Origin of the sequence: Maribacter aquimaris (genome assembly GCF_014596745.1) — a bacterium.
Classification (GTDB): Bacteria; Bacteroidota; Bacteroidia; order Flavobacteriales; family Flavobacteriaceae; genus Maribacter_A; species Maribacter_A aquimaris.
The window spans coordinates 256,684-274,511 of sequence record NZ_JABTCF010000004.1; the positions used below are offsets into that span (position 1 = coordinate 256,684).

Annotated in this window: 14 protein-coding genes; 8 read left to right on the forward strand and 6 right to left on the reverse strand. The window is 39.5% G+C overall.

Translation table 11 applies throughout. From position 1 onward, the window contains the following. The first annotated feature begins 1 nt into the window (after position 1). The 3 genes from HPE56_RS08925 to HPE56_RS08935 are packed head-to-tail and all read left to right on the forward strand — an operon-like array spanning position 2 to position 3,013. The gene (locus tag HPE56_RS08925; RefSeq protein WP_188243422.1) at positions 2–1,222 is read left to right on the forward strand and encodes an ABC transporter permease; all 1,221 of its coding nucleotides are present in this window, start codon (positions 2–4) and stop codon (positions 1,220–1,222) included. 13 nt (positions 1,223–1,235) lie between these two features. Then, positions 1,236–2,276 (forward strand): sensor histidine kinase, encoded by a 1,041-nt coding sequence (locus HPE56_RS08930; RefSeq protein ID WP_188243423.1) that lies wholly within the window; start codon positions 1,236–1,238, stop codon positions 2,274–2,276. A gap of 5 nt (positions 2,277–2,281) precedes the next feature. Further along, complete coding sequence (locus tag HPE56_RS08935; protein WP_188243424.1) at positions 2,282–3,013, forward strand: LytR/AlgR family response regulator transcription factor; 732 nt, start codon at positions 2,282–2,284, stop codon at positions 3,011–3,013. 38 nt (positions 3,014–3,051) lie between these two features. On the opposite strand, the gene HPE56_RS08940 is transcribed toward HPE56_RS08935, so the two are convergent. The 4 genes from HPE56_RS08940 to HPE56_RS08955 form a co-directional block, all read right to left on the reverse strand. Then, positions 3,052–3,594, reverse strand: a complete 543-nt coding sequence (locus HPE56_RS08940; RefSeq protein WP_188243425.1) for a fused DSP-PTPase phosphatase/NAD kinase-like protein — start codon at positions 3,592–3,594, stop codon at positions 3,052–3,054. Between the two features lie 178 nt (positions 3,595–3,772). After that, positions 3,773–4,351: a DUF6515 family protein gene (locus HPE56_RS08945; protein ID WP_188243426.1), complete on the reverse strand. Its 579-nt coding sequence runs from the start codon at positions 4,349–4,351 to the stop codon at positions 3,773–3,775. Positions 4,352–4,472: 121 nt separating this feature from the next. After that, positions 4,473–5,729 carry an OmpP1/FadL family transporter gene (locus tag HPE56_RS08950; RefSeq protein ID WP_188243427.1) on the reverse strand — a complete coding sequence of 419 codons (1,257 nt, stop codon included), beginning with the start codon at positions 5,727–5,729 and terminating at the stop codon, positions 4,473–4,475. Continuing rightward, positions 5,713–7,008, reverse strand: a complete 1,296-nt coding sequence (locus HPE56_RS08955; protein ID WP_188243428.1) for a DUF4270 family protein — start codon at positions 7,006–7,008, stop codon at positions 5,713–5,715. The genes HPE56_RS08950 and HPE56_RS08955 overlap by 17 nt, the downstream gene beginning before the upstream one ends. Before the next feature lie 245 nt (positions 7,009–7,253). On the opposite strand from HPE56_RS08955, the gene HPE56_RS08960 reads away from it, so the two are divergent. The 4 genes from HPE56_RS08960 to HPE56_RS08975 all read left to right on the forward strand — a co-directional run bounded on the left by HPE56_RS08960 (position 7,254) and on the right by HPE56_RS08975 (position 10,476). Further along, positions 7,254–8,252, forward strand: coding sequence for a Kelch repeat-containing protein (locus HPE56_RS08960; RefSeq protein WP_317173193.1), 999 nt, complete (start codon positions 7,254–7,256; stop codon positions 8,250–8,252). Positions 8,253–8,348: 96 nt separating this feature from the next. Next, on the forward strand, positions 8,349–8,693 hold the full coding sequence (locus HPE56_RS08965; RefSeq protein WP_188243429.1) for a DUF4907 domain-containing protein: 345 nt from the start codon (positions 8,349–8,351) through the stop codon (positions 8,691–8,693). Continuing rightward, complete coding sequence (locus tag HPE56_RS08970) at positions 8,694–9,737, forward strand: sensor histidine kinase (RefSeq protein WP_188243430.1); 1,044 nt, start codon at positions 8,694–8,696, stop codon at positions 9,735–9,737. Positions 9,738–9,741: 4 nt separating this feature from the next. Further along, positions 9,742–10,476 carry a LytR/AlgR family response regulator transcription factor gene (locus HPE56_RS08975; RefSeq protein ID WP_188243431.1) on the forward strand — a complete coding sequence of 245 codons (735 nt, stop codon included), beginning with the start codon at positions 9,742–9,744 and terminating at the stop codon, positions 10,474–10,476. A 197-nt stretch (positions 10,477–10,673) separates the two neighbouring features. On the opposite strand, the gene HPE56_RS08980 is transcribed toward HPE56_RS08975, so the two are convergent. Both HPE56_RS08980 and HPE56_RS08985 read right to left on the reverse strand, forming a co-directional pair. Then, entirely contained in the window at positions 10,674–12,032 is a 1,359-nt protein-coding gene (locus HPE56_RS08980) for a DEAD/DEAH box helicase (protein ID WP_188243432.1), read from the reverse strand. A 211-nt stretch (positions 12,033–12,243) separates the two neighbouring features. Beyond that, positions 12,244–15,474, reverse strand: coding sequence for a S41 family peptidase (locus HPE56_RS08985; protein ID WP_188243433.1), 3,231 nt, complete (start codon positions 15,472–15,474; stop codon positions 12,244–12,246). A 294-nt stretch (positions 15,475–15,768) separates the two neighbouring features. Between HPE56_RS08985 and HPE56_RS08990 the strand changes: the two genes are divergently transcribed. Continuing rightward, positions 15,769–17,610 (forward strand): AMP-dependent synthetase/ligase, encoded by a 1,842-nt coding sequence (locus HPE56_RS08990; RefSeq protein WP_188243434.1) that lies wholly within the window; start codon positions 15,769–15,771, stop codon positions 17,608–17,610. Positions 17,611–17,828 lie beyond the last annotated feature (218 nt).

The following is a 17,828-nucleotide window of genomic DNA, read 5'->3' on the forward strand; positions in this document are numbered from 1 at the left end:
TATGAGACTATTGAATTTATTTAAGATCGCCTTTAAGGCCATTGTTCTCAACAAGGTCAGAACCTTACTGACCATGTTGGGCATCATTATCGGTGTGGCAGCTGTAATTGCCATGTTGGCCATAGGCGAAGGTTCTAAGGAAAGTATTCGAAGTACTATTTCGAGCATGGGTTCGAACATGATTACCATTAGACCCGGGGAAGATGATAGAGGACCTGCAAGAGGAAGTGGTGGCGATGTGCAAACATTGACGCTTAATGACTATGAGGTAATAAAAGAAAAATCAACATTATTAAATTACATTACCCCTCTTGTAAATGGTGGCGGACAGGTAATCAACGGAGCAAATAACTGGCCATCTACCATTTATGGTGTAAACCCCGAATACTTGGACATTAAAGTGGTCGGACTTCAAAATGGAAGTATGTTCACCGATGCCGAGGTACAATCAGCCTCTAAGGTTGTTTTATTGGGACAGACGGTTGTTGACAATATATTTCCGGATGGTGAAGATCCTATTGGCAAACTGATCCGTTTTAACAGTATTCCGTTTAAAGTGATTGGGGTATTGGAACAAAAAGGGGAAAACACCTTTGGCCAAGACCAGGATGATGTGGTAATAGCCCCTTTTACAACCGTTCAAAAACGTATTTTGGCCATAGACTATTTAAACCAAATCCTGGCATCGGCCGTAAGTGAGGACGATGCACCTGAGGCTGTAACGGAAGTCACTGAAATTCTGCGTGCGCAACACAAATTATTGGACAATCAAAATGATGATTTTTCGGTACGTTCTATGGAAGAGTTGATTTCAACATTCAGTTCTACCAGTGAAATGTTAACCGTACTTTTAGTTGCCGTAGCCGGGATCTCTTTATTGATCGGAGGTATCGGTATCATGAATATCATGTACGTATCGGTAAAAGAGCGTACCAAGGAAATAGGTCTTAGAATGGCCGTAGGGGGTAAAGGCTCCGATATTCTAATGCAATTTTTAATCGAGGCCATATTAATCAGTATCACAGGAGGTATACTTGGCGTAATCCTTGGTTTAAGTTCTACTTATTTTATAGAAACATTCTTACAATGGCCAACAAGCGTGGCGTTGTATTCAATAATTATTTCATTTGCTGTATGTGCGGTAACTGGTATCTTTTTCGGGTGGTACCCCGCAAGAAAAGCAGCAGCATTGGATCCAATTACGGCATTGCGCTATGAATGATTAAATTTGATAGATGGAATTGAAACATAAAAAATACTTATTCCCTGTACTGCATGTTCTGGCATGGCTGATTTTGTTCAGTATGCCCTACTTGTTGTCCCAAGGTCAAAGCGAGGATTCCCCGGCGGTTCCCAAAGTACTCATCAATACTTGGGTTCCTCTTATTTCCTATGCTATCATTTTTTATTTCAACTACCTCTTTTTCATCGATAGATTCTTTTTCAACAAAAAAAACCTACTGTTTTTTGTCATCAATATCGTATTGATCACCGTTTTAGTATGGGCCAATCACGAACTGAAGGATTTTCTTATCCAATGGGTCCTTCCTGACGATAATCCTCCAAGGAGGCCACCGAGAACAATTTTCTGGTACCTCGATTTTTTCGGCTCCCTTGTACCCTTGGCATTTTCGATTGCCCTAAAGACAACGGAAAAGTGGATGAAGACGGAAGCTTTGCAAAAAGAGACAATGAACGTAAGACTGCAATCCGAAATCCAACATTTAAAGTACCAATTACAGCCACATTTCTTTTTCAATGCGCTCAACAATATTTATTCATTGGTCGATTACCAGCCCGAAACTGCTAAAAAAACCATTCACAGCTTGGGTAAATTAATGCGCTACCTACTCTATGATACGGAAACCGAAAAAGTACCCTTGCAAAAAGAATTGGATTTCATGACCCAATATATTGAGCTTATGAAACTACGCTTTTCGGACAAAATCAAAATTTCCTATTCCTTTCCGGAAATGGTCCCGAACATAAAAATAGTGCCCCTACTTTTTATCACCTTGGTAGAGAATGCATTTAAACATGGGGTTACAGCGAGTACATCCTCAGATTTATCCTTCAATCTGGAACTCAAGGAAACCCGTTTGACTTTTACGGCAACGAACCCCAATACCCCAAAAAACAATAGTGACAAGAGTGGGTCGGGAATTGGATTGGAAAATTTGAAAAAACGTTTACAACTATTATATCCCAATCAACATCATTTCGATTATAAGGTTGAAGGTGGTATCTTTACGGCCATCCTAACCTTAGAAATCTGATGTAAATGAAGTCTATCCAAATTAGCTGTATTGTTGTAGATGACGAACCCTTGGCATTGCAACTAATTGAAGGGTATGTGCTGAAGACACCTTTTCTGGATCTTAAAAAAAAATGCGATAGTGCCATAGAGGCCTTGACCTTTATGGAAAATGAACCTGTCGATTTGATTTTCCTGGATATTCAAATGCCCGACCTCACAGGAATAGGACTTTCCAAAATGATTCCGAAAAGCACACGTGTGATCTTTACCACCGCTTTTTCAGAATACGCCCTGGAAGGTTATAAGGTTGAAGCCTTGGATTATTTATTGAAACCTTTTGATTATGCAGAGTTCTTAACAGCAGCCACCAAGGCCAAAGAGTGGTTTTCGTTGTTCAAGGCCAAAGCGCAAACATCAACCATCAGTGAAAAAAATTTTTTATTCGTTAAGTCCGATTACAAACAATTAAAGATACACTTGGATGATGTTCTTTATTTTGAAGGACTCAAAGACTACATCAAAATTTGGCTTAAGGACCGACCAAGGCCCATATTAACCCTAATGAGTCTTAAAAGTCTGCAAGATGAATTGCCCTCCGATAAATTCATGCGCATACACCGATCCTTTATCGTGGCACTCAGTGCCATTGATGTGATTGAACGCAGTCAAATCATTATCAGGGAACAGCGAATAACCGTCTCTGAGAATTATAAACCGGATTTTCTGGCCTACATTGCCAAAAACAGTCTGGATTGAATTTGTTTTATGCCCTTCAGTCTTAAAAAAGGAATATACTATATCCCTAAATCTTTCTTGATACGACCTATATTGAGGTTTTGCAACAATGTCACCACATTGGGGTACATTTTTTCGTGATACCCAAAAAACTTATTTCTAAGTTCCGCAATGGCCTTTTCCTTTGTCCAATTTTCAAATACTATCCTATAGGCGGCAATTATGGCACCCGTTCTATCCGAACCATGCCAGCAATGAACCAGAACGGGACCTTCGGCGCCCTGAATGGCCTTTAAAGCCAAAATAATCTGATCTTCGGTAAGTTTACCTGCCTTCAAAGGTAAATTCACCAGCTGTAGTGAGGTGCCATCGGCCTTTCTACCGTTTTTATCAGACCTTCTTAGATTAAGTACGGTTTTAACATCCAAGGATTCAAGATATTTAAACCCTTTTTTACTTGGTTGTTCCGACCTGTACAAAGAATCGTTCAGGCGATATAGATTTTTAAAATTCCTGGAATCGATTTTTTGAGCATCACTTTCCTGGGCATACGACAACACACTTAACCCAATGAAAATAAAGACCACCCATTTTTTATTCATATCATTTTTAAAATTACCATACCTTTTAAGATAGGTTGCAATAAATATGCCGAAACATGTTTCCTTTAAAGTAAGGTAAAACTTCTTTAAGGCCTAAAAGCAAAAAGTAGGGATATGGCCGTTAATGACCGTATCCCTACTTAAATAGTTGTTCGTACAAAAGCCTTTTTGACTGTTTTTAATCCTCTACGATTCCTACAACCTCATAGGCCCTGGTACCATCCACTTGTACTCTTTCGTACAATACACCATTGGCTTCATATAGCAATTGCCCATCATACTCCACTTTTTCATAATCATCGGGCAATTGATAAATAATGGTTCCTATCTCAGGATAGACCACTTCATATTCATCACCGATTTGGTCATAATATATGCCATCATAATAAGCGTAACTTCTTCCGGCAAAAATAACGGTTCTAAAACCAGTGGGTAAAAATCCTATACGTAAACCTGCCTTAGGAGCAACAGCTATATAACGCCCATTATAGGATCTATAAAACTTATTGTTCGAATAATAATAATTCGTACCCTTTGGGGAAACAACCACCTTTTTATTTGGAATCGTTCTCGTTGCGACCACTTTTGCCTTGGATTTTTTATAGACCACCTTGGATTTTGGCACTCTTACGACTTTAGTCGTAGTCGTTTTTTTTGTTATGGTTTTTTTTGTTGTGGTTCTCTTCTGTGCGTTCACTTCATTGGTAAAAGCCACTGTCAGTAATAAACCTAACATCATTATAACTACTTTTTTCATAATAATGGATTTTTAATTGTTATCTATATTTATATGCTTTTGACCCTATTTTCTGTAATAGGTTTAACTTGATTCTTGCTATTAACAAAATTTTAAAGGCAAGACTGCTTATAAAATATCATTAATTGATCAATCTTTTTTGAAACCATAGATCCGCAAGGCTCAGGTTCAAGGTTAGCATATGGTAGTTTTCCTTAACGAGGATATTTTGGATCTGCCCTTTTGAACCATAGCTGTACGAAAGGTTCAGCATAGACCGAAGCCCTTGTCCAACCGGTATTCCGATACCGGCCGTAATATTGTAGCCATCGACTTTCACATTATTGATCGACAGATAACCATTGTCATAATTAAAACCTGCCCGGTAGTATATGCGCTGACCGTATTTATAACTTGTAGGGTCTTTTACATATTCCAAACCAAGGGAGTAAATATCCTGATCTTCATAGGTACCTAGATTTTCTTGTTGTCCGGTTTCACTCCAATAGTTCTTTTTGTAATCACCACTCACAGTCAATGATTCCATGAATTTTGCGCTGAAACCCATACCGACTTCCAAAGGCATGTCAAAATTATCCGTTGAACTACCTTCATTATCCTCTACGGTTATTTCGGAACCATTCAAATACTTGACTACAGAACGTTTAAGATTGCCTTCCAGGCTCGTCGGAAGTTGAATGGTACTACCCATGGTAATATTCTCCGTGATATCGAATTGCATACCAAGTCCCATTCGAATACCTGAGTAATTTGTTTTCTCCACCGTGCTGAAAGCACTTTGACTTATCGTAAAGGACTCTTCTTCTTCTATGCTACCGAATAAAAACGAGGTACTTAATCCAAAGCGTAAATTTTCGGTCACCGCGTAACCTAAGTTTACCCTAAGATCACTGAGTCCGCCAACACCCGATACATTACTTTTAAAAGTTTCGTTAGAACCATCTATGTTTGTTTCCAATCCGACTAGCGAGTATCCCACATCACTGTAAGGCACCATGGAAATACCCATTCCAAGCCCTTTGGCTATACGAAATGCAACAGCCAAATTGGAAAAATTAAAAGTTGTCTTCGATTCGTCGTTGGTTGCGTTACTATAGTTATTGTATTCCCCCTTTAAACCTATATCGTAGAAAAACGAATTTTGTGGTATTAAGGCGTAATTCGCCGCATTTAAATTGTTGATTTGGGAATCCGTCCTAATACCGATTCCCGTATATCCCAAACCATTGGTAAAGCCAATACTGGTCTGGTTTATTACGCCTAACCCATATAAGGAATAAGGGGAACTGGTCAATCCCTCGGATTGGGCCTTAACGGAATTCAATGCCAAAAAAATGACAACAATCGTAAAAAAAAGTGCTTTATTCATTTTCATCATAAATGGCATATATTAGTTCTAATTGGGTGCCTTCGTTGTCAGGATCCACATCCAGAACAAAGCGGTCAACCGTTGCGTTGTAGTCATAGGGTAAAAGAATCAAGGCATTGGTATTATCCATATCCGTTTCCAATAGCCCTTCCAAATAACTACTTATGGGTATCTCGTAATAAATATCATTGAATTCCTGATTCTCCCTATTTAAGATGGCCTGCATGGATGTCTGTACCGATAGATCATTATTTTGGTCCACCAAATAGACCGCAAGGGTATCCTTAAGGATTAAATTATCGTTATATGAAGCTTCTTTGGGCTTTATTCGCAGGGTCGCATCGAGCAACGTACCCACACCTTGTATATCCTTCACCGACTTTAAATAAGGAAAATCAATCCTAGTCGTAATACCTATTCCTGATTGTATAAAACTTTGGTTATCGGCATCCCCACTGTCAAGGATTACCTCATTATCCGTGAACCCCTGCAGGTATGCACTCCCTCCATCAACAGCTATTTGATTGAAAAAAGGTATGGGGGAAGTACTGGTGTTAATCGTGAAATCTGTAAAATATTGCACTGATTCGGTTTCCCCTTCAATACTGTAATAAAGCCGCATGTCCGACGCCAACGAAAATCCGAGTACCGTACCGTTATCATGCTCATCGGGCCTTATGGTAAATCCTTTAAAGCGATTAACAAATTCATCATAATTGGTTAGTTTCTTTTCCTGAAGGTTCTCGAACAGATCCAAACCGAAAGCATCACTTAACCTTACTTGGAGAGAATCGGTTCCCAAGGGTCTTGGTGTATAGGTTAAGGTTCCTAGATCCTCTTCATCGAAACCTATACTACTCGAATTATAAAAATCGGAGTCATCCGCTGGACTTAATTTTTCATTCAATTCCTTTATATGGATGGTGTTCTGCGTTAGGGTATCGTTATAATAGTAATTATCGTATCTAAGAATAAAGACAATACTATCGTATTCGGCATCGGTGTCTATCGTATAGCTCGATGGAAGCATTTGCACAAAACTTGAACTTTTTACATTCCCAAAGACCGGATCACTGTATTCCCCGATCAACATACGTGATCCTTGGGAGGTAACAATACTGTCGAACCTCATGGTCGACAACTTAGTGGTCAGGGTGTCTAATTGTAGCACACGGATATTACTATCGGTAAAGGTCACACCTGCCTCAAAATCGGAATCGTTCAAATTATCGGTACTGCAGGATACACACAACACGAGACAACATAATAAACCTAGGACGCTCTTCATAAAAATTTGATTTGACCGTAAATGTAAAAGCTATGACTCTAGGCAAAAACCACAATAGACAAACCGCCATAGTTAGAAGACCAAACCCTGTATTTTGACTATTAAAAACAAGATGAAGTTGGTAGATGAAATTGCAGGTTTCATATGTTAAATAGGCAACTTCATCTATTTCAGTTTCAAGGACAAGCATCGTGCTTTAGTTTTGAATAAAATTTTAACCGAAGCTAAAGTCAAAATAAAAAGAAATGATGAAAGAACTACATTACGATTTTAAACAAATAGCCTTTATGGTTGTTATGATCTGTACGCTATCCAGTTGCTCCAATGACGATGATGATGATTACGAGGGCAACTGGATTGACAGATCTGTATTTGACGGTAGTGCCCGAAGTGGCATTTCCGGCTTCACTATCGGCAATATCGGTTATATGGGTACCGGTTATGATGGCGATGATTATCTAAGCTCTTTTTGGTCCTATGATATCGACGGGGACTATTGGTCCCAAAAAGCCGATTTCCCAGGTAGTGCCAGAAATGCGGCCGTAGGGTTCCAAATCGATGGAACGGGATATATTGGCTCGGGATATGACGGACTTGACGAACTTGACGATTTTTACGCTTACAACCCAGGTTCAAATACATGGACACAAATCGCCTCTACTCCTGCAACCCCAAGACATAGTGCCATAGCCTTTGGAATTAACGGTTATGGATATTTCGGCACCGGTTACGATGGCGACAACGATCGTAAGGATTTTTGGAAATACGACCCTAGTGCTGATACATGGACTGAAATGGTCGGTTTTGGCGGGGACAAAAGAAGGTCTGCCACCACATTCACCATTGGCACTGATGTTTACCTTGGTACAGGGGTGTCTAATGGTGCCTACCCATATGATTTTTGGGTTTTTGATTCTACTACCGAAACGTGGTCTGCCAAACTGGACCTAGACGAAGAGGATGATTATAGTATTGCTAGAAGTAATGCTGTCGGATTTACAATAGACGGATATGGTTATATCGCCTGTGGTATTGCAGGAGGTACCCTGACCTCCGTTTGGCAATACGATCCAAGTGATGACACTTGGGACGATAGGACCAGCTTTGAAGGCACGTCACGCCAAGATCCCATTGCATTCTCTAACGGCTCCAGTGCATTTGTTGGACTTGGCCGTACTAGTAGCCTGTATTTGGATGACCTCTATGAGTTTTTCCCCTTTGATGAATACGACGATGAAGATTAGTACAAAATATTTAGTTGATTGAGTGATTGTTTGAGTTAGTTGAGTAATGGGGCGGTATTTTGAGTAAGTACCGCCCCATTTCATAAATATAGAAAAATGAAATCCAAATTAAAAAACATATTGATTTTTGTAGGGCTAGGCGTGTTACTACTGGGTGGGGCCCTTTATCTTGGAAACCAATCAGAACGAAAATTGCCTATACATGCAGAGATTTTTGTTGTGGACAAAGGATTTGGTTATCGTATCTTACATCAAAAAAAGTTGTTGATCCAGCAGGAAAGCGTTCCGGCAATACAAGGGAGTCACCCCTTTACCTCAGCCGTGGATGCGGAAAAAACAGCGGATCTGGTCATTGATAAATTATTGAATGGTGAAGACCCCAGGTTATCTATCGAAGACCTTGAACGGTTAGAGGTTCATATTCTCAAAACAAGATATTGAATGATTCTTCAAAAGAAAAACATTCCACAAATATTAATGCATGTCTTTATATGGTGCGCCCTTTACGGTTTGGTTTTATACCCCTTTCTTGCCCTATCGCGTCCCATGCCCAATTACGTTTTAATAAAAATTCCAACAGCAATATTGCTGTTCTATTTCAATTACTTTTTTCTGGTACCCCAACTTTTGCTCAACGGCAAAAAAAAGGTCTATATAACAGTCTCTATAGTACTTTTGGGGCTTCTTATCTATGTAATGCATAGGGTGTTCCCTCCTTTTGACCCGAAGGACCTTACGAATCCCATGCCCCCTATGAGACCTATGGCACCCCATCGGCAAGAATTTCTAGCCTTTAGGTTCCCCATGATGTCCCTGATCAGTTTTGGTGTCCCTTTTTTGTTTTCGACTATGCTTCGGGTCTATATGGGATGGCAAAAAAATGAAAACCTTCGAAAATCCATTGAGAAGGAAAAAGTAGAATCAGAACTACAATTTTTCAAGGCACAATTGAATCCGCATTTTCTATTCAACTCCCTCAATACGATCTATTCCTTGTCGGTAAAAAAATCCAACGACACCTCGGAAGCCATCATAAACCTATCGGAATTAATGCGTTATATGCTTTATGAGGCCGATAGGGGCAACGTTCCAATCAGTAAGGAAATTGAATATATCAGAAGCTATGTGGCCCTACAACGACTACGACTGGCGAATAGTGAAAATGTACTTCTGAAAGTTTTAGGCGACGATAGCAATAAAAAAATACCCCCTCTCCTCTTTATTTCCTTTATCGAAAACGCCTTTAAATATGGCACGGATTACCATGGAAAAACCATGATCAAAATAAACTTTTTGATCCAAGATAAGTCTATACATTTTAATATCGTGAACAGTATAGGCAATCAAAAACCAAAAACCAAAAGCAGTGGTCTGGGTCTGGATAATGTAAAGAACAGACTTAAATACCTTTACCCGAATTCGCATGAATTACGAATAGCCGACGATGGGGAAACCTATGAAGTTGATCTAATAATAAATCTCTGAAACCATGAACTGTATAATCATTGATGACGAACCCTTGGCGATTGAAGTATTGTCGGGTTATTGCAAAAAATTGGGTTTTATAGAGGAAGTCGGTAGTTATACCAATCCTTTGGATGCCATTTCGGTTATTAAAGAAAAACAGGTGGATCTTATTTTCTGTGATATTGAAATGCCCCAGATAAGCGGACTCGAATTCATAAGTGCTTTGGAAAACCGTCCCTATTTTATTTTTACGACGGCCTATTCCCAATATGCCGTTGAGGGTTTTGAGTTGAATGCCGCAGATTATCTGGTTAAACCCATTCCTTACCATCGGTTCATTAAAGCCGTTTCCAGGGTTAAGGAGCTTATGGCCCTTAAGGAACAACCCATAAAACCTATGGCTGCCAATGTTTTTCCTTCACACGGAGAAACTACTGAAAACCAAAAATTCATTTTTGTAAAGTCAGAACATGAAAGTGTAAAGATCAACCTAGACGACATTCAATACATCCAAGGTCTTAAGGATTATCTGAAAATACATATCGTGGACTCGAACAAGACCATTCTGACACTTTTAAGTTTTAAGGAATTGTTGGACAAACTTCCCCCGAACCAATTTATTCGTGTGCATAAAAGCTTTGTGGTCAATGTGAATTTTATTCGCACCGTGCAGCGGAACCGTATTGTAATCGACGATATTCGTATACCCATTGGTGACAGCCATAAGGCGCAATTCTTTTCCAGTTTGGGTATTTAAAAGGGTAAAGCCCCCATAGATTCGATGTATAGGGATTCAGATTAAATGTCCTATTAAATAAGTGCCCGCACTTTTTGAAAATATCCTATCAATTTACACCATCGGTATTTAAAGGGGTTTAAAATTGACTTACGCTTTTTAAATAATGCTGGAAGATGCCATGCTTCCCAACCGGAATGGATTTCTTACTTACAACCTTACCGCTTGTTCTTTCTTTTTTTGTTTTGGATCTTATCACCGCGTTTCTGTGGTTTTTTGTACTTCTGTTTTATTTTTCTCTCGTAGCTTTTTTCTTTTGCTCTTTCTTTACTGTTCTTGGCCGATTTCGCATGGAAGGAAGCCCCTCTTTTAATACCGGGATCCGTATCGGTCTCGTCTTGTGGATCTATTGGTTTTATTTCTTCCTCAGGGGTGAGCTCTGTACTTACCTCCACTTCCTTAGGCAATTCAAGGAATGGTATTTTGTAATTCATCAAACTTTCAATCGCATCCTTTAAAACTTCCTCCTTTTCATTATAAAAGAGGATAGACCTCCCTTGTTCCCCGGCCCTGCCGGTCCTTCCTATTCTGTGGATATAATTTTCAGGATAAAATGGCGTATCAAAACTGATTACGGTACTGATTTTTTCTATATCAATCCCACGGGCAATTACATCGGTCGCAATTAGGATCCTACTCGTGCCTTTTTCAAATTTATCTATGGATTTGATACGATGGTTTTGCTCTTTACTTGAATGGATTACCGAAATTTCCGATTCGAAATCCAATACTTCGGCCAGCCTATCGGCATTCACTTTGCTAGCGACAAAAATCAATACTTTACTATACTCTTCCTTATCTTTCAATAAATGGTTGAGTAAATTGACCTTGGTATAAAAATTGGGAACGGTATAGGTTTCCTGACTGATATTTTCTAAAGGTGTACCACTGATCGCGATGGTTTTCCTTATGGGATTGACCAGAAAGTCAGTCATCAATTCATCTACATAGGTCGTCATGGTTGCAGAAAAAAGGATGTTCTGTCGTTTCTCCGGTAAGTATCCAAAGATGTTCTTCAACTGTGTTTTATAGCCAAAATCGAGCATAACATCCACTTCATCAATCACCAGTTTTTTAATTGATTTTAGTCTCAGGACATTGGAAAGGGCCAGATCGTACAACCTTCTCGGCGTACCGACTACAATATCCTGTCCTTCGGCAACGGCTCGTTTTTGACGGTCAATATTATTACTGCCACCATAAACCCCAACTACCCTAATACTCATGTAGGGCGTTAATTTTTCTATTTGCTCGACAATTTGAATGACCAATTCCCTGGTAGGGGCCAGAATCAATACCCTTGGATGTGGTTGATCCGAAAATTTCAAATCCTGTAAAATAGGTAATAGATAGGCAATTGTCTTTCCTGTTCCTGTTTGCGCAATGCCTACAAAGTCAGCACCACCAAGAATAGGGGAATAAGACTTTTGCTGAATAGGTGTTGGTGCTATAAACCCTAGATCGGCAATGGCCTTCTTTAATTGCTTTTTAATTTTAAAATCTTCGAATTTATTCATTTTGTAAAGTAATCAAGAAAAATCGTATGGTGGGTATATATACGTCGATTATCCTTAAAAGTGCCTATTTAATCCCAATAAACCCAAAAAAGGACAAAGATATTCCTATGTGTTTTCCATGGTATCCACTTTTCATAAAATTCCGGACCGTAAAGTCTTTGATGTTTCATTGGAAATTCAAGACCCGATCCGTAAAATATTATACAAACACCTATTGAACCTCCTTCATCAGCACCTCAATAGATCGTTCCAATTGTTCATCGATTCCATTTGCGATCACTTCTGGCTGATTCTTAACAAGGATATCCGGATTGGTTTCATTGTTTTCCATCCACTCCCCTGCCTTATTCTTGGAACTTACCGGTACAACACCCCAACGCCCACCGTTCGGTAATTTCTCCCAACCTGCAAAACTACAGGTACCGGGCACAGGCATACCCACAGTCTTTCCAATTTTCAAATCGACATAACCACTGGCAAAACAAGAACCATCGCTGTACATCGATTCATTGAATATGGCCAACGTCGGTTTTGTATAACGGGAAGTGGGCTCCCCTCCAACGACTCTTGCCTCTGTTTCATAGGATAAAAACGGTACACCGGTGAAGAACATGGCCAAATCTGCCACCAAATCACCACCCCCATTAAAACGGGTATCCACGATTACACCCTTCTTATCATTGAACTTACCGAGCATCTCGTCATAAATGGTACGATAGGGTTCATCACTCATTCCGGGAATATGTACATAGCCTAGGGTGCCGTTACTCTTTGCAAGTACTTCCTTTTCATTCTTCCTCACCCATCGTTTATATAACAAAGCACCTTCATCATTCAAGGAAATAGGTTTTACCGTGATCTGTTTTCGCTTTCCGGTTTTATCCAATACATCCAATAATGTAAAATCCCCTTCTATGCGGTTCAAGTAAAAGGCCGCATCTATAGCACTATCAATGGTATTTCCATTGATTTTATCAATGATCATTCCCGGGTTCAACTTAAAGGCAGCCTTATCCAAAGGACCTCCTTTTATAACCTCGGTAATCTTTATTCCGTCACCTTTATATCCATAATCGAAAAACACCCCCAATGAAGCTGTTTTATCGCCATTATCAATATCATCGGAAAAACGTCCTCCTGCATGGCTTACATTCAATTCACCCAACATTTCGGATATCATTTCGGCAAATTCATAGTCATTTCCTATATGTGGTAGATACTTTTCATATTCGGTACGCATGGCCTTCCAATCCAAACCATGGAATGTAGCGATGTAAAAAATCCCATTGGTACGTAACCAGATATGGTCGAACATATAGCTGCGCTCCGCATCGGCATCCAATACCATTTCCGAACTTAGTTTAACCGGTTCGATCTTACCGGCTTTCAAATCGACTTTAGCGATTTTCCCATCGGCCAAAAGAAATAGGTTTTCCATTTTTGTGTCCCATTGCAAGCTTCCTTCTTTTGCATCGAGGGAAATGAGCATCTTGGTATTCTTGGTCCTGATTTCTGTTTCCCATAGGTTGAGGTCTTTTTCAAAACGGGTCAGATAATACAATTTCTCACCATCTTTGGATAGAACAGCATCGGCAAGTAATGACGAGTGTATGGTTAACCGGGCTTTTCTTTGCTCTACATCTTCCAAGTCAAACTGAAGCGGTTTTACCTCCTTGGATTCCTTTTTTGCCTCCTTTTTCTTTTTGTCCTCCGATTTGTTTGCTTCTTTTTTCTCCTTCGCAGCTTCCTCGATCATCTTCGTTAAGTCATATTCTTCCTTTGAGGTATTGAATATATCCCAAGCTTTTTGATTCAGGAACATGGAATAGACATCCTTTTCGGACTTACCGCTAGTTGCATAGCTTTTTAAGCCATCCCGGTTGGTGAAATATAAGATTTGATTTCCTTTATTCACCCATTTGGGGAGCGCATCGTGGTAGCCACTTTGCGTTAGGTTCTTACGCTGTTTCCCATCCTTTGAAATCAACAGCACTTCGGAATTACTTAATGATACATCCCAATTCACCAACAGCCATTTGCTATCGGGACTCCATGTAAAATACTTATCGCCATCCTCCATATGAAAAAGCTCTTTTGGCGTTAACAATGTATTTACCTCATTGGTTTTAAGATTCTTGACCTTTAATGTCCTTCTACCCTCAATATAGGCGACATAGGTGCTGTCCGGTGAAAACTCAGGGAGGTAAACATCAGTCTTGGCAGAAATCAAGGTATCTTCCTTTATTAAGGTCGCCGCAAAGAAATAAGGCTCTTCCGCACGTACTTTCGAAGCTTTGAAAAGGGTCCATTTGCCATTCCGCTCACTGGCATAGGCTACGGATTTACCGTCGGGCATAAACTTCAAAAAACGTTCCTGTTCCGGTGTATTGGTAATGCGTTTGGTCAATGAACCATCGATCGAGGTTACAAAAACTTCCCCCCTGCTAATAAAAGCAATTTCTTTTCCGTTGGGGGCCACGTCCATTTCTTGGACATCCCCATTAACGGAAATATGGGCGGTGGAATTCCTGTCCTCTTGTGTTCTGATGATGATATCGACCTTCATGGCCTTTTCGCCTGGAGTCAAGGTGTAAATTTCACCATCATAACTGAATGCCAATTTGTCGTTACCTATACTTAACGAACGTACCGGATGGGTCTTAAAATCGGTTAGGGTGTTGATTTGTGATGTATTATCCAACGACATGGAAAAGACATTGAAACTTCCCTCGCGCTCACTTAAATAGTAGATGGTATTCCCATCTTTCGAAAATACCGGATTACGGTCCTCTCCCTTAAATTGGGTTAATTTCGTGTGTTTGCCTACAGCAGGTTCAAAGATCCAGATATCCCTTGTGATGGAAGACACATGATGCTTTCTAAAAGGATCTTCATAGCCTTTCTTATCATGGTACACTAATTTTGTGCCATCGCCATTAACTTGAACATTCTCGGCCGGCACGGTCAAAACTTGGTCAACCCTACCCCCATTGACCGGGACGCTATACAGCTCCGGTTGTAAACTTGTTGGGTATTGTCTGTGTGCGACAGCATCCAATCTACTTGCACCAAAAAGTACACTGGTGTCATCTGCAGAAAAACTATAAGGTATTTCATCGTTACTATGATAGGTCAATCTTTTTGCCGGACCCCCCTGGGCATCCATCACATAAACATCGAAATTTCCATATCTGTTGGATGCGAATGCCAATTGCTTGCCGTTTTTACTCCATACCGGGGCATAATCATGGGCAGCATGAAATGTCAATTGTTTTGCGACACCACCCCCAGCCAAAACCGAAAAAACGTTTCCCTTATAGGTAAAGGCAATCGTATTCCCATCAGGGGATATTGCTGGGTAACGTGCCCATTTCGGACTTATTTGTGCGTTACATATATACCCCAGGCATATTGCCAAAGCAGTCAAAAAATAATTTTTCATGTAGTTATCTGGTTGGTGATTAACAGTTTGGAAAGGTAAGGATTTGGTTTGTTCGCCACAATACCTATTAAATTAAGGTTTTTTTTGTCAAAGACCTCTATACCCACCCCTCATATTTGAATGATTTGAGACGTCTTGACCATCGATACATTTCAATTCAAATACAGGTCGTCCATTGGAAAATATGTAAAATACCATGGCCTTCCTTTTAAACAAACAGTACAATTATTCGTAACTTTGTATGCTTGGATCGAGGTACCGTACTATATTTTAATGTCGAACCAATAACAGTGTATGACTTATAAACACTTAGTAGAGGAGATAAAACGAAATTCCCAACGTTTTAAGAGTAAAAATGCAATTCATTATAAGAATAATGAGCTGAATAAATGGGAAGGTATTTCTTGGTTGGATTTTGAAGACCGAATAGAAAGACTGTCAAAAGGACTTTTGAATTTTGGTGTTTCCGAACAGCAGAACATCGCCATTTTTGCTGAAAATATGCCAAATTGGATAATTGCGGATATTGCGATTATGCGTGTAAAGGCCGTAACCATACCCATTTATGCAACAAACTCTAAAAAAGAAACTGAATATATTATACATGATGCCAAGGTCAGTTTACTTTTTGTCGGCAATCAAAATGAATATGATAAGGCCTACGAACTTCTGGAAACTTCCAACTATTTAAAATTAATCGTAGCCTTAACCAATACCATTAAACTTCAGCCGTCAAAGAAATCCATTTATTTGGAGGATTTTGTTGCCTTTGAACCTTCGGAGCAGATAGACTTAGAACTACAAAAAAGATATGATGAACACGAATTGACTGATCTGGCGAGTATTATTTATACTTCCGGAACAACCGGTGAGCCCAAAGGGGTGATGTTGGACTATACTAATTTTGGATCTTCGTTGGAAGCGCATGATTTTGAATTGGACGTTTCTGAAAAGGATGTTTCGTTAAGTTTTTTACCATTAAGCCATGTTTATGAACGCAGCTGGGTATTCTTCTGTTTATATAAGGGAATCGAAATATATTTTAATCAAGATCCCAAAAAAATAGCAGAGGTTTTAAAAGAAGTAAAACCTACTTTAATGTGTACCGTTCCCCGTATTTTCGAGAAAATATTCGCGGCAATACAGGAAAAAAGAAAAGAGGCATCACCTACTAAAATGAAATTGGCAAGTTGGGCTTTGGGTATTGGCAACGATTATTACAACAAACATAAAAGGTTAGCTAAAAAAGTTCCATTGGCTTTAAAAATCAAATATAAAATTGCCGATAAATTAGTGTTGGGCAAATTGCGTGATGTTTTTGGGGGACGCATAAAATTCATGCCTTGTGGCGGTGCTCCTTTGGCAGCGGATTTGGTTTCGTTCTTTCATTCATTCGGACTTAATATCAAATGTGGATATGGGTTAACCGAAACTACCGCGACAGTAACCTTATTTGGGGATGCGCATTTTGAATTCAATTCAGCCGGAAAACCCATAGAGGGAACTCAAATTAAAATCGCTGATAATAACGAGATCTTGGTAAAAGGCCCAGGGGTTATGAAAGGATATTACAAAAAACCCGAAGCCACGGCCCAAGTTTTCAAGGATGGTTGGTTATGCACAGGTGATGCCGGTAAAATAGACGCTAAAGGCAACTTGGTCATTACCGATAGAATCAAAGATTTAATGAAAACTTCCGGGGGGAAATACATTGCTCCCCAAAAATTGGAAACCGCTTTGATCAGCGATTCGTTCATCGAGCAAATTGCAGTGATCGGGGATCAACAGAAATATGTTACGGCATTGGCGGTCCCTAGTTTCGAGAATTTGAAAAAATACGCTTTAGAACACAAAATCACCTTTAAGGACATAGAGGAATTAATTGCACATAATCAGATTGTAGAACTTTTTGAAAAACGATTTGAAGAACTCCAAAAAGAATTTTCCAAATTCGAAAAGATTAAAAAATTCACCTTACTCCCTAAGGAATTTACGATAGATGCGGGAGAAATCACCGCAACCTTAAAATTAAAACGAAAAGTAATCCAGAAAAAATACAAGGAACTTATTGACAATATGTATTCCGAGAAAGATGAGGGGAAAGATGGGGAGAAAGATAAGAAGAAAGAGCCTTGATATGTGTTGTTTTCTAAACCGTGATTTCTGTTTGATGCATTAGAAAACATGGATTACCGATTTTATCACACTTCTTGGTCGTGATGACAATAGGGTTCAACAAGGAGTGTTAAAGGATAAATAGAACAACCCGGCCCTGGATGGAACTTATATGAGTATCCCATTGAAACCTATATTTTGGTAGTGGACACCTTCTAGATATGAACTAAATTTAACCA